This is a genomic window from Neobacillus rhizophilus, from assembly GCF_018343535.1.
Classification (GTDB): domain Bacteria; phylum Bacillota; class Bacilli; order Bacillales; family Cytobacillaceae; genus Neobacillus; species Neobacillus rhizophilus.
On sequence record NZ_JAGYPF010000003.1, the window covers coordinates 640,380 to 654,142 of the forward strand.

Annotated in this window: 15 protein-coding genes; 4 read left to right on the forward strand and 11 right to left on the reverse strand. The window is 36.5% G+C overall.

Annotated features, from left to right (window positions below; all coding sequences use genetic code 11):
• Positions 1-90: 90 nt before the first annotated feature.
• Positions 91-363: a non-specific DNA-binding protein Hbs gene (hbs, locus tag KHA99_RS16665; protein ID WP_213118585.1), complete on the forward strand. Its 273-nt coding sequence runs from the start codon at positions 91-93 to the stop codon at positions 361-363.
• 281 nt (positions 364-644) lie between these two features.
• On the opposite strand, the gene KHA99_RS16670 is transcribed toward hbs, so the two are convergent.
• Complete coding sequence (locus KHA99_RS16670; RefSeq protein ID WP_213118586.1) at positions 645-848, reverse strand: cold-shock protein; 204 nt, start codon at positions 846-848, stop codon at positions 645-647.
• 331 nt (positions 849-1,179) lie between these two features.
• A complete protein-coding gene (locus KHA99_RS16675; protein ID WP_213118587.1) occupies positions 1,180-1,485 on the reverse strand; it encodes a hypothetical protein in 306 nt (101 codons plus the stop codon).
• A 489-nt stretch (positions 1,486-1,974) separates the two neighbouring features.
• Here KHA99_RS16675 and KHA99_RS16680 point away from each other — a divergent pair, with 489 nt between their 5' ends.
• Both KHA99_RS16680 and KHA99_RS16685 read left to right on the forward strand, forming a co-directional pair.
• A complete protein-coding gene (locus KHA99_RS16680) occupies positions 1,975-2,814 on the forward strand; it encodes a hypothetical protein (RefSeq protein WP_213118588.1) in 840 nt (279 codons plus the stop codon).
• A gap of 13 nt (positions 2,815-2,827) precedes the next feature.
• Complete coding sequence (locus tag KHA99_RS16685) at positions 2,828-2,989, forward strand: hypothetical protein (protein ID WP_213118589.1); 162 nt, start codon at positions 2,828-2,830, stop codon at positions 2,987-2,989.
• Between the two features lie 90 nt (positions 2,990-3,079).
• Here the strand turns inward: KHA99_RS16685 and KHA99_RS16690 are convergent, their stop codons facing one another.
• The 7 genes from KHA99_RS16690 to KHA99_RS30840 all read right to left on the reverse strand — a co-directional run bounded on the left by KHA99_RS16690 (position 3,080) and on the right by KHA99_RS30840 (position 11,146).
• Complete coding sequence (locus tag KHA99_RS16690; RefSeq protein WP_213118590.1) at positions 3,080-3,883, reverse strand: endonuclease I family protein; 804 nt, start codon at positions 3,881-3,883, stop codon at positions 3,080-3,082.
• Positions 3,880-4,842, reverse strand: coding sequence for a S8 family peptidase (locus KHA99_RS16695; RefSeq protein WP_213118591.1), 963 nt, complete (start codon positions 4,840-4,842; stop codon positions 3,880-3,882). The genes KHA99_RS16690 and KHA99_RS16695 overlap by 4 nt, the downstream gene beginning before the upstream one ends.
• A 46-nt stretch (positions 4,843-4,888) precedes the next feature.
• A complete protein-coding gene (locus tag KHA99_RS16700) occupies positions 4,889-5,182 on the reverse strand; it encodes a hypothetical protein (protein WP_213118592.1) in 294 nt (97 codons plus the stop codon).
• A gap of 507 nt (positions 5,183-5,689) precedes the next feature.
• Entirely contained in the window at positions 5,690-6,208 is a 519-nt protein-coding gene (locus tag KHA99_RS16705; protein ID WP_213118593.1) for a hypothetical protein, read from the reverse strand.
• Complete coding sequence (locus tag KHA99_RS16710) at positions 6,201-8,951, reverse strand: DUF3289 family protein (protein WP_213118594.1); 2,751 nt, start codon at positions 8,949-8,951, stop codon at positions 6,201-6,203. Before KHA99_RS16710 ends, KHA99_RS16705 begins: the two co-directional genes overlap by 8 nt.
• Before the next feature lie 784 nt (positions 8,952-9,735).
• A complete protein-coding gene (locus tag KHA99_RS16715) occupies positions 9,736-9,909 on the reverse strand; it encodes a GntR family transcriptional regulator (protein ID WP_213118595.1) in 174 nt (57 codons plus the stop codon).
• A gap of 1,066 nt (positions 9,910-10,975) precedes the next feature.
• A complete protein-coding gene (locus tag KHA99_RS30840; protein WP_213118907.1) occupies positions 10,976-11,146 on the reverse strand; it encodes a LysR family transcriptional regulator in 171 nt (56 codons plus the stop codon).
• A gap of 122 nt (positions 11,147-11,268) precedes the next feature.
• Here KHA99_RS30840 and KHA99_RS16725 point away from each other — a divergent pair, with 122 nt between their 5' ends.
• Positions 11,269-12,114, forward strand: coding sequence for a sulfurtransferase (locus KHA99_RS16725; protein ID WP_213118596.1), 846 nt, complete (start codon positions 11,269-11,271; stop codon positions 12,112-12,114).
• Positions 12,115-12,194: 80 nt separating this feature from the next.
• Here the strand turns inward: KHA99_RS16725 and KHA99_RS16730 are convergent, their stop codons facing one another.
• Both KHA99_RS16730 and KHA99_RS16735 read right to left on the reverse strand, forming a co-directional pair.
• A complete protein-coding gene (locus tag KHA99_RS16730) occupies positions 12,195-13,100 on the reverse strand; it encodes an ABC transporter substrate-binding protein (protein ID WP_213118597.1) in 906 nt (301 codons plus the stop codon).
• Positions 13,097-13,732 (reverse strand): ABC transporter permease, encoded by a 636-nt coding sequence (locus KHA99_RS16735; protein WP_249366704.1) that lies wholly within the window; start codon positions 13,730-13,732, stop codon positions 13,097-13,099. Before KHA99_RS16735 ends, KHA99_RS16730 begins: the two co-directional genes overlap by 4 nt.
• Positions 13,733-13,763 lie beyond the last annotated feature (31 nt).

Consider the following 13,763-nt stretch of genomic DNA (forward strand, 5'->3'; position numbering starts at 1 on the left):
GAAAATAAGGCTTACAGTTGTGAATTTATGTACGCTATGTTACAACTAAGGTACGTTCCATACGGATTGTATAAAGGAGTGTTTATAAAAATGAATAAAACAGAATTAGTTAATCAAGTAGCTACATCCGCAGAACTTACACAAAAAGAAGCATCCAAAGCAGTAGATGCCATTTTTAATACCGTTTCAGAAGCATTGAAAAATGGCGACAACGTTCAATTGATTGGATTCGGTAGCTTTGAGGTTCGTGAACGGGCTGCGCGTACAGGGCGAAACCCACAAACTGGAGAAGAAATTCAGATAGCTGCTGGAAAAGTTCCTGCCTTCAAGCCAGGTAAAGCGTTAAAAGATGCAGTTAAATGAGTTTTTAAAAGAGTTAAAAAGAAATTAGGACATCATCACTTTGATAGTCGATTAGAATCGAAGCAGAAAATATCCTTTAAGGATCTTATAAAAATAAGAGTCATTTTATAAGCCACTCTCATTAAATTAGGATAATCCATAATTATATGCTACACTTGGTTTACCATTTGATTTACTGTTTTCATGTCCCCTACTCCTTTACGAGTGGGGGGTTCTTTGTTTCACAGGAAAAAAGAAAAGCAGGCTCCCATAAAAGAGCCTGCCTTCCCTGTTTTGTAAAATTAAGCAACTTTACGTACGTTTGAAGCTTGAGGTCCACGTTGACCTTTCTCCACGTCAAAAGTCACTGCTTGACCTTCTTCTAAAGTTTTGTAACCTTCGCCTTGAATCGCTGAGAAATGAACGAATACATCTTCTCCACCTTCACGTTCGATGAATCCGAAGCCTTTTTCGCCATTAAACCATTTTACTTTACCTTGTTCCATTTGTATTGCCTCCTAGTGTGTAAACACACACAATGTAATACTATCCTTGCTCTCAGTGATCATCAAGATGAAAAGTTACAAATCCTTTACACCGAACAAAAATAATTCTTTTTAATCATAACATTTTTTGTAAAAAGTGGCAAGATGCAGAAAAATCCATTGAGCTCACTACTTCATTATGATAATCATTGCCGGATATTTTGTATCAGGATTCACTCCATATTCTGTGTGCTCGCATACAGCAAGAGGAACAGCGCCTCAACACGTCAATAATTTACAATCGTTGTCACTCCGCGTTCTGTTAATAATGTCCGATGGTTCAATTCATCTATTAGCCATAATTCCCGTACCTAATCACACCAATAATTAATAACAACGCTAATGCCAAAATGCCTATTGTTCCGATTGAAGTAAGGAACTCCGATATTAGATTTCGCAATCGAAACCGCTGCTTATGATAATTATAACTATTTGAAGGATAAATACCCCAAAAACTTATTTTGTATTTTGTTTGGAAAGCGTAATTTTTGTTTGCAAGAAGAATAATATACCCAAACCCTTCAAACTCCATAGCTCCTGAAGCAGCTTGAGTTTCAAAAGTTATTCCACCATGTTGAATTAATTTTTCTCCGTGCATAAGTGGTACACCTTCCACAATATTCACAGTATAAACGACTATCGAAGAAAGAGTGTGCCTGTGTCACCACCCGAATCTTGTCGAGGAGAATTCGACAAATTGTGGGTAGTTGTGGGTAGTGACAGGCACAAACTTAGTATAGACTAGAGGGCCAACTATTGGAGTGTATACAAGGAGTATCCATTAATCTGCAGCCCAACTTGAATAATCTGTTCTATGTAGGGAAAATGAACAATATATATTGCCAATGGAAAGGAGTAGTGGGATGACATATTTCTACATCAGAAGACTTTTATACATTGACATCGAAGTTACACTTTCAAGGGAGAGTGTGGAAACCCTTAGCAATGGGGTAAAGGTATTCTGTACTACTTTAAAAAGATCTAGACCAATCAATACTGGTAAATAATAACTAAAATTCCTAAAATATCTTGTAAAATCAAAATTACTTTTGTAAAATATGAGCCAAATAAGGGGGGCGGTGCTTATTTGGCTTGGAAAGAGAGGTTTAAAAAATTTGGCGTACCTGGCTTAATTTTATTTCTATTAATCACGTTATTTTCTTTCTACTTTATGTCGAATGACGCCGAAATAATGAAGGATCTCCACAGAAAAATGTCGATTCTCCTTACTGCTGATTTTTTAAAGTATCGTACAAAAAATAGCCCTTTACTGCAGGCCTTACAATTTATTCTTTTAATTTTTATATATGGTTTATTTACCGTGGGTTTCGTAAATGCTTTTTTAATAGTGAAAAAGGTCATTTTTCAAAAGCCTTCCGCACTGATTGCCTGTACCATTCATGATTACGATTCCTATTTAAATCTTGAGGACAAGTTAGGGGATGTATTGACAGCACTTGATCAGCACTCTCCTCTTAGAGTCATCGACGAGAAAGTGACGATCTTCATGATTAGTCATCAGACAGAGATCCAGCGGATTTTCGGTCTTAAAGAACGGCAAATTGAATTTGTTTGGTACTTCGAAGGAAAAGACAACGACGTCGAACTAGTTTACTTAAACCCACCGGCTGACATGGACGGAGTAGCAAAGCTGCTGAACTCTTCATTAGACATGCCTTACGTTCGGGTAAAAGAACCTGCGGTCAATAGCAGAATGGAATTGTGGGAAAGTCCCATTAAACAGTTTATTACGGTTCGAAATTACGGGAATTTGAAATTAGGTTTAGGTGTATTTATACTAAAAGATAATATCTTTACTGCTGAAAACTTGAAGGAATTTACCTACTACACATCGAAAATGATTTTATTAGGAACGAATAGCCGATTTTTGCGGCAAATCAGAAGGAAAAAGAATATAGGAAACTAGGAGAAAAGGATTTATGGAAGAACCAGTTCAAGAAAAAACCTTTGGTTCATGCACCATTAAACGAAATGGTTCCATTGTTAAAGGGACCAGAGGTAATAGGATTGCCAAACTTGGCAATCCTAAGAGTCATAAGAGCACAAAAGAACATAAAAAAGAGGCAAAAGATCATGCCTAAAAAGAAAAACAGCACGAATGAACGTGCTGTTTTTCCTATTTGAACTATTTAAATACAGCTGGCAGAGAAAAATTCACCTGAAGACATTATTTATTTCCTAATCCATTGTTCCGCCATTTCCGGAAAATCAATGAACGGATTCCGGTTCCCTTGCAGCTCAAAGATAGCCAAGTTCCGGTGTTTTTCGTAAAGAGACACGGGGAACTGCATATGCCAATCCATTAATACCTGCAGATTAACAAGATTATTACTTATGATCCCTGGATATCGGGTTAAAAAATAAAAGGTAGCTCTTGCAACAATTCCCTTGCCATATTCAGGCTCAAACTTCCCTTCATCGGCCATACCGCAGCCTTCCTTCAATCCTAAAGCATGGCTTTTCGGGACATAGTCGGGAAAATCATCATAAGGATTGTTTCCTCGGCGGCTGTTACATGCAGGATCACAGGCAAATAAATGGTGCAAATCCCCCTTCATTGGCTCATGCTTATGAAACCATGACTGTGGAACGACATGCTCACAATTCAATGTGATTTCATCAGCTAAACTTGTCATACTGCCGCTTGATATGGTTTCTAGAATATGAATATCCTCCTCAATAACAGTAAGAGGATCCATCTCCTTCCCTGAATAGATGCTTTTGAGTTTGCCATTCTCATGAAGATCCACCCATGGATAAACATATCGATGTGGAGCGTAATTAAGCTTATTCCTGTGTGTCGTTTCTATTAATTGATGGATACTGTCTTTTTCAAGTGAAGTATTTTTATAATAGTTTTGCTGGATTTCTATATCTTTTTGTTCCTCATAGTAGCTGTGGTTATTGCTGTATTCCAAATAGGCTGACTTTGCTGCCTCCCGTTCTGTCGTCAACAGTTCGAGACTGTTTCTCATAATTTCACTTCTTCAGGAACGACTTGATTTTTTAAGATTTCCGATAATTGGTCGGTTACCGTTAAATAGACGATTCCATTGCCTTCAAGCTTTGGCGAATTTCCTAATGGTACCGTTCTTTTAATTAATTGAGCATAAAGTTCGAGCTCTGTAAGCTTCCGTTCAAAGCTTTTATTGGCAAGGTTTTTTACCAGCGCCATCGCTCCGGATACATGTGGTGTGGCCATTGAAGTTCCGCTTAAAACGGCATATTTTCCATTTAAATAGGTTGATAGAATTTTCTCCCCGGGAGCCACTAAGTCTACTTCATTATTTGAATTGGAGAACCTTGAAGGGCTTCTCGCCAAATCAACGGCCCCCACGCTAATTACTTCATTATATGAACCCGGATAATCGAATTCATCTGTTGAAGCATTGCCGTCACCCCCGTTTCCTGCGGCACAAACCACAAGAATGTTATTGGCAACCGCTTCTTGTATCGCTTCATGCAGTTCAGGGACATCCTCCGGGCCGCCAAGCGACATGGAGATAATATCTGCCTTTTGTTCGATGGCATAATAAATCCCATTAATAATCCATTCATATTGTCCTGAACCATTCTTGTCCAGTACCTTGATAATAAGTAGATTTGCTTCAGGAGCTGCACCTACAACCCCGCTATTATTTTGTATAGCGGCAATTGTCCCGGCAACATGGGTGCCATGTCCATTGTAATCCCGATAGACATCAGGGTTTCCGTTATCATCATTCGTGAAGTTTCTTCCGCCGGCAATTCGTTCTTTTAAGTCCGGATGGGTTAAATCACAGCCGGTGTCCAAAATGGCAATTGTTATTCCTTCTCCCTTTGTTTGGTTCCAGGTTTTCGGCGCTTGGATCATTTCGATCCCTTTGGGAATTTCGTTGACTTTTTCTACTTGTTCTACCACTTGAAACGGAATCACTTGTACTTTTCGCTCCATTTTCTTCCCTCCTATAGGATTAAATTGAAGCCAACCCGTGATGTTGTTAATAGTTTAACAATTGCGACTTTATTTTAATAGATACTTTTGGAGTGTTTTCGGTTGAGCCGTTATGCTTTATCTCAGTTTTGATGACTACTATGGCAGTTGTATCTATTTGATCGTTTTTACTAACTGAACCAGCAAAAGGGATTAAGTTGATTCCCCTAAAATCCGTGAAATGACGCAAGTCTTGAAATGAAAAATGCATTTTAAAGAGGATCATCCATGTTAATACAAATAAATATACAGCCACCAAGCCAGCAGTTATTTTAATTTGATTATTTTTTGATTTTTCCATATAAATCCCCAATTCCTACTTACAATCTAAGCTTTTATCCTAATGAAAGCAACTTTAGTATTCCACTTGATCCGTTAAATAAAATAAACACTAGATAAGTAATCTAGTGTGATTACGGCCATAGGAATGTACCACTCTGCCATGTTTTTTCCCGCCGATTGCCACAAGATTCACCACTTGGGGCCAACGTGTTTACCAATGGTGTAATGTAAAAAAAGTATGGATTTACAACGTTAGGGATATAGAGAGATAAAAAAAGTCTAATTCCTCTGCATTTTTTCCAAGGAATTAGACTAATGAACTTCAACACGCCCTTTAACGGAACAAAGAAAAAATTATATTAGCTGGTATTAGGGAATATTAAAGTTTTAATAGGGTATGGAAACGATTCGAGTAATGAGGGCCACTATGGGAAACATTCATAGTGATCCCTAGTCTATCATGTAGTGTTCCTGTTGTAGTTTCTAACAATTTCCATTTCTTTATTTTTTAGTGTATGATAGTGTATCACTCAACAAGCTGATCCTCAATAAAACGCATCCGCTTAATTTTTCCTTCTTTACTTTCACCATAAACATTGTATTCTTTTTGTGGTTCAGCATCAGACCAAATTATAGATGCAATTAGATTAGCCTTATGGTGTTCTATCCGATCTGTATTCATGTAACCTTCATCAGGCTGCCAGTCTCTCGGCAAATCGTCACTTTCCCTATAGAAGGACATATAAAAAGTCCTGTTTTTTCCTTCTATTACTTTCATTTCTCCTTCAACTGGATGATCCTTACTGTATTTTTCAACTAATTCTTTCAATTCTATTAAATCTTTTGGTGGATTTAGAATCATATAATGCTTTCTAAGAGTCACCACTCCTTCATCCTTTTTACCAATGACCTCTTCTGTATTGGCAATTTCGAAAATCTTTGTTTCCCCGCTTGATTCCTCATTCTTGGTACATCCCATTAAGTTTAGTGAAATGAAGAGTATACAAATCATCAAAACGATTATTTTTACATTAACTTTAATCACTCAAATCTCCTTCAAATGGTATATCCATTTCCATTACAGTAACAAAGGGCTTATATTTACTATTATATTCATCATAATGCTGTAGGACAAACCAGGAGCGGAATCCTGCTAAGTTCTTATACACCTTCTCTACATCTGGCTGATCCAACCCAAAATGATCATATAAACGAACATGCATGACTCCTTTAAAGTGATTCTTCTCTACTGAAAAATCTTTTACGGATACCGTATTTCCCCAAGTATCATTTACTGTAATGGTAAGTCCGCCTATTCGATCACTCCAAGTGCTAAACGTCGGGTAACTAGCTTTATCCTGTATATATTGATAAAATTGATTAGTTTCCTTTGTACTTTTATCAAACTGAAGTGCTGCCAAATTACCTCCATTTTTCTTTAGCTCATCCACTAAGGCCGTTTTGACAAATTCAACATAAGCTTTCGTTGTTTCATGCTCACTTGCTTCTTTTGTTAAAGTCTGGTTTCTGTACTCTGTTCCAGTTCCATCTCTAAAATGATTGATCATATCTAAAATTACATCTTCCATATCTCCCATGGCAAACAAGCTTGTTGACATATCCTCGAACTCATAAAAGAGAATATTTGGGAAAGAAGATTCAAGTAATTGGAGTCTGAACATCCAGCTAAGGTCTTTGATTTCATCTTCTGTGTAATCATTTGTTTTCATATCATTCGCTACATTTCCATTTGCATCATAGCCTTCTGGCCGAGCTGATTGGAAAATGACTGTATCGGAAAAATTAGCGTCCAACGGTCTTGAATCCACATTATCTAACTTTCCATCTCCGTCACTATCTTTTCGGTCAGGAAAACTCGTTGGAAAGAAACCTTCAAAATGAATCGTAACGCCAAAAATGGTTGCCGTGAATGATTTGAACGGACCCATTTCTTCCCCATCGGTTAATCCATCTCCATCAGTATCTTTCTTGTTAGGATCTGAGTAGATGATACCGTATGGTGTTTTCATTCCGTTAATTTCATAGATATCGTATAGGCCATCCCCATCGGAATCTGTTGTATCGATCCCTCCATCACCTGGATCATCGCTAGCGACAAACTCATTCAACTTATCATTGCTTGCAGCTTGATCATTCTTTCCATGCGTCCTTGAGTAGTCTATTTCCCTGCTCCAAAGCTCCAGCCATTTTTTCTTATCAACCACCAGAAATTCGCCAAAGTGATCAGCTTCCACACTTATTGTATTTTTACTTGCATCTAACACAGCGTTAAGGCCTTCATACATTTCCTTCTCTTCATTGTACCAAATGATGCCTAAATCATTTTCCGCTGTGTCTCCTAGCTTCGCTTCATCATAAGTAAACGTAATACTTGCTTTCTCAAATTCTGATTTGGTTGTGATGCTTACAGGAGAACCAATAATACCGTGTAAATTAGTTGTTTTAACGTTGTTTGTGCTGCTAATTCTAGTGGTATTATTAATATTACCCTTTGCACTAAACTCAACTTCTACGCTTTTAATTTCTGATTTATCAGGCTGAATCAATGATTTACTAATCGATTGTTTATAGAGTTTTTGTGAATCCTCGATTCCGTCATTGTCACTGTCTGCAGCATTCGGATTTGTCTTTAACGCATATTCATCTCCATCACTTAATCCATCGCCATCTGTATCATACTTAGTAGGTAATGATTTAAACTGATGTACTTCAAATCCGTCCGTTAAACCATCTTGGTCTGAATCTCCTTTCATCAAATTTGTTTGATTAGCTTGCTCGTCTTTATTACTCAGGCCGTCTTTATCGATATCTTCATCTGCATCACTTATGCCATTACCATCTGTATCATATTTTGTCGGGGAAATAAATGATTTAACTTCATATTCAATATTGTCCTTTAATCCATCACCATCTGTATCCTTTTTAAATGGATTCATTCCCTCTAGGAATTCTATTCCATCTGTTATCGTGTCACCATCCGTGTCAGAGGTAGAATCAAAGAATTCTGTGTTAAATGAATAGCCTGCTTTTTCAAGTCCGAATAACGCTTGTTTATATGCATTTTGATAGGATTTTGCTGCAGGGATAGCTAGATCCTTTTCTAGAAACTCATTCCCTTTTTCAGTCATTTTTACTGCGTTATTCAAATGAGCTTTTATTCTATTTCCTTGGTCATCTGATTGATCGGCGATATCCTTTAAGATGCCAATCGCATTTTTATTGACAATTTTATCCGATAAATAAAAATTAAAGAGTATATCCGCAAGTAATACTTCAGTTGGTTTATTAAAATCGTTTTTTGAGATATACCCCCATAGATATACTGTTAAACTATGTTTGATTTCCAAGAGCAGATCACTTTTAAGAACCACTTCTTTTATATACTCCTCTTGAACTGCTTGTTCATATTGGTTAATCAATTGTTCAAACCTATCAAGGTCATTCATACCTGTTTGCTTTAAGTCACCGGTTTTATCAAATTCTCCTCTTAGTGCATTTGAATCAAACTTAGCATTCGTATCTTTTATTACTTTTGTGAAACGCTTTAATTCATTTATTGCCACCTTATCATAGATTTTTCCATCTCTGGTATCTTCATAGAATTCATATTCACTTAACCACTGTTTTACATTTTCCTCACTAGAATTCTTTTGTTGGCCTTGATTAGCATCGTTAATACCCTTAGCCACCACTGTTTGCCCAATTCCGCCGAAAACAATTGCAAAGCTCAATAAAATACTCAGCATACTTTTTATTTTATTCTTCAAAATAAAAATCTCCTCTATAAAAATATTAATTTAACCTATAAAAATATAACGATATTGAGAGAAGCTGCATGCATTTACTATGCTGGATACTAATAAAACTTATTTGGTTTAATGATCGAGACATACGAAATAATGGTTCCCATCCAAATATATATTGTCAAAATCCTTGAGATAATGTCATTAAATCGCCTCCTTTACAAGTGTTATTTTTCTATTAGCGACTAGGTGGTACCTATCACAAGTAAATGATGGTAATATATCCTAAACAATATATAGACCGAATTTTCCGAAAATATATCAAATCAGAAAGACACCTAATATTTAAGTTTCTTGTCTTTTTAAATTTACCGAAAATAAATGAATCTTTGACACAATATATTTTCTGCCTGTAAACCAATGAATGAATCCCGTTTCGCTCCCCAACCGTTAATATGAAACGTGTTAGGGGGATGATGCTTTTTGGTCTTAGACTGTGGCGAAAATGAAAAAAGCATTGAAGAGCATAAAATAAACAGAAACAGCTCTTATAGATCCTTGAGGGATAAATTCATTTTTTTCCTTTTTCTCCCTAAAAAATGATCTTATCAACTACGTATTAGTTTACAGATTAAAAATATGGATTATAAGGTAAAAATTTCCTATTTATTTTTATCAGACTTATGAATTAAATCTGTGGTTTTAACTCATTCTCCATTCTTTGTTCTATTGGAATTATATCAATAGGTGAAAAATAATAACCTTTTCCTTTTATAGAATATAAATATCCTTGATTTTCAAGTTGAGATTATGATTTTTGTACTGTATTCGGGTTAATCATAATTTCCTTTGATAGCGCTCTAATTGACGGCATTTTCTCATCCGATTTTATTACTTTACTAAAAATCAAATCTTTTATTTCTTCAACTAGCTGCTCGTATTTCGGGATTCTACTTCGCTCATCTAATTTAATTTTAATCATATAACCTTTCCATTATCTTGATTATTGGGGGTGGCTGTTTAAACGGTACTTGATCAAAAGCAATATTTTTCGATTATTTAAGTTGCTCTAAATTATAATTTCGAATTCTAAACACATGCTGGCAGAGAATCTCTATATCCTCATTATTATGGCTGTTAATATAATGGTTTTTCCTTCTTCATTTAAAGTTTTAAGCAGCTTTCTGATGTTTTGGCTTTTGTTTTATCAAGGGCACAGATAAAAGATTCTTTTCAAAAACATGAAACCGTCCATCTTCCAATAGTTCCATTAATTTTAAATGAATGGGACCGTTCTTCCACTAAATATCGATCCGCATATTGCAAAAATAATAAGAAAGACGATTATCAGTGATAGCTTTTTTACCGTTCTCTTTCTAGCGTGATTTCTTCGTTTATCCATTTATCTAATATGTTCTCCTTTCTAAAAAGTGACTAGACTTTTATGTTGCCTTCAGTATATCTGCATAAAATGACTCTACGGTGACTGCCGGGTGACAATTTAGGCACTTGAAACATGCAAAATATCTCTTGTTAAACAGGAACCTGATCTTTAGCAAAAATAGCGATTCTACCGATGTCTAGAACATCTCCGTACTATGGCTTCTGCTGACTTCTCACGATAAATCTTGTTTCAACAAGCTTCATACTCTGAGGAGAACCATTTAATGTTCAAAACGATGTGTTTGAAGATCTATTTGTCGACGAAAAGGAACCGTTAATATTGTTCAAAATCGACTCCGATGAAGAGGATTTAGGGGTTATGTGAGGCGATTGCGGGCTGCTTTAGTTTTGCTAATAAGCGGAGATTTTCCGGTTAGACAGCAGAATAAAGCTCGGTTCGGGGGATATAAGCGGAGGTTTTCCGATTAAGCAAAGCAAAATTATCCATTTTGAATCAATAGTCGGAATCCTTCCGTCTATTTAAGGTATTTTCAGTGCGATTTCCAAATTAAGAGAAATTTCTCCGCTTATTTCGTGACCAAAAACAGCTTTCTTCAACTAGAATTTTTTCCATCCTCTTCTTCATTATTCTGCTTCCTACCCAACTAAAAAAAGCGAACCCTCACGGACCCAGGCCCGACCCGATCAAACAGTTTCATATTCAAGGATTTTTCTAATGATTGTATAGGCGTGCTTATGGTGGATTGACTCAAGAATAGATCCTCTGCTGCCTTGTGTTTTTGGCCAAGGGCAGCCCCATGGCAGTGATTTCTGATTAATAAATTTGCACCGTTTTATACGTTTGGATATGATTGTTTAAAGGGTTTTGTTAGTTTAATTTAGAAAAGCCTGCTTTTATCGTATAGCGATCAAGCTACTATTCAGAGGTGAGTTTTACATGCCATATAAAAATCAACATAAGATACTTTCACCAGTGGAGCTTAAGGAACTTATCAATGATCCTAAATATCAATCTAACCAAAAGTTAATTATGGTCTTTGTTGAGTTTGGTCAACAGTCTGAATATAGGGATGGATTTATTCCAGGTTCACTGTATTTAGATATAAATTCGATAGAAGATGGGCCTTTATGGAATCTTGTTTCCAACGAACAATTAGAAAAGGTTATAAATGAATTGGGAATAAGTTATGAAACAACCGTTATTGTTTACGGAAAAAAAATAATGGCCGCTGCTCGAGCAGCATGGGCATTCATGTATGCAGGTATAGAAGATGTTCGTTTACTTAATGGAGGAATCGATGCTTGGAAAGCTCTTGGTTATAGCATAGAAGAGCATCCTTCAAATTTACAAGAATGCCAGGATAATTTTAAACTTTTTCTACCAAAAGCAAACTATCTTTCGACAATGAATGATCTTGAAAAATATATTCAAGATCAAAACACCATTGTGGTTGATGTTCGTTCTTGGAATGAATTTTCTGGTAAAACTGCTGGTTATGCTTATATGAAAGAGAAGGGCCGTATCCCCAATTCGGTATGGGGCTATGCTGGTTCTGATCCCCACCACATGGAAGATTATGAGGAAAATGGAGTTCTCAAAGACCTTGACATAATTGAAAACTTGTGGGGAGAGTCAGGAATTACCTCAGAGAAAAAAGTTATTTTTTATTGTGGTACCGGATGGAGAGCCAGCGAAGCATTCTTTATTGCGCATCTGTTGGGATGGCCAAATATTAGTGTATATGATGGCGGATGGATGGAATGGAGTCAATCAAATAAATAATGCAAGCTCCATCGGCTAGTATTGAGATCCCAATAATATCAAAGAAGATAGGCAAATGCCTATCTTCTTATTGGCCGTTCTTATTTAATAAGACCTTTTGCTTTTAACCAATCTTGTGCTACTTTTGCCGGATCTTCCTTATCGATATCAACCTTTGCATTCAATTTCTGCATTTCTTTTTCATTAATTTTGCCGGCTAATTCATTGACTGCCTTTTCCAATCCAGGATGATCTTTAAGCACTTTCTCTTTAAAAATCGGTACTGCATCGTAAGGAGGGAATAAATGCTTATCATCTTTAAGCAGAACTAAATCATATTTAGCAATCATCCCATCTGTTGAGTAAGGGATAATCACGTCCACTTTTTTATTTAAAATGGAAGGATACCATAATCCATAATCCATGGTGACAACCTTTTTAAAGGATACATGATACGTATTTTCAAAAGCAGGGAAGCCATCCTTGCGTCCAAGCCATTCTTGGCCCGTACCAAATATTAATTGATCTGATTTCGCTGCTAAATCGGAAACTGTCTTGATACCCAATTGGTCAGCCTGGTCTTTACGCATTGTCACGACGTACGTATTATTAAATCCCAGCGGCTTTAGCCATTTAATTTCGTACTGTTTAGGAAATTCTTTCGCTACGATGTTATAGGCTTGTTTTGAATCGGTTACAGGCGCTTGTTTTAAAATATTAATGAGTCCTGTACCTGTATACTCTACATAGCCATCAATATCTCCTTTTTTTAAGGCCTCCCAAGTGATATTGGCCGCAAGCCCGGTCTTTAATTTAACCTTTACATCCGTGTTATTTTCAATTAATAGTTTCATCATATTGGAAAGAATCTTGGATTCAGCAAAATCTTTTCCGCCAATCGTAATTGTATCTGATTTAGTACTGCATCCGGCAATACTAAAAAGCAGGGCTAATCCAGCTATCGCCACAAATATATGGCGAGTGAATTTTGAAAGGTTTCTTTTCATTGTTTCATTCTCCTCAAATTCTTTTTACGTAACCCTTTAGGGGTTAATTTCTCATCAATATAGAGAAGGAATCGATCTAAAAATATGGCGAGTAAAGCAGTTGGAATCGCACCGATTAAAATGGTTGTATTGTCAAGCGTTCCGATTCCTCTCATAATGATATCGCCTAATCCACCGGCTCCAATAAAAGTGGCAATCGTGGCTATACTAATGGTTTGAACAGCAGCCATTCGGATACCTGCTAAAATGACGCTTCTTGCCATCGGTAATTGGACTAACCAAAGAATCTGTCTCTTTGTCATCCCCATACCTTTTCCAATTTCAATAAGCGACTTGTCTACATCAAGAATTCCAGTAAAGGTATTTTGGAGAACTGGTAATAGGGAGTAGAGGATTAACGCGATGATCGCCGGCAGTGTCCCAATACCAAAAATAGGGACCATAAACCCTAATAAAGCTAGACTGGGAATAGTTTGAATCACCTGTACAACTCTAATTACCGGGGTTGCAAGACGGTCGTGATTCGCAAAATAAATTCCCAATGGAATCGCAATGAAACAAGCCATCAAGAGTGCCGTAAAAGATAAATAAAGATGTTCTCCGGTTTTGGCTAAAATTTCTACCCAATTCATCATTGTGCACCCTCGTTAGGGTCTAGTGAAT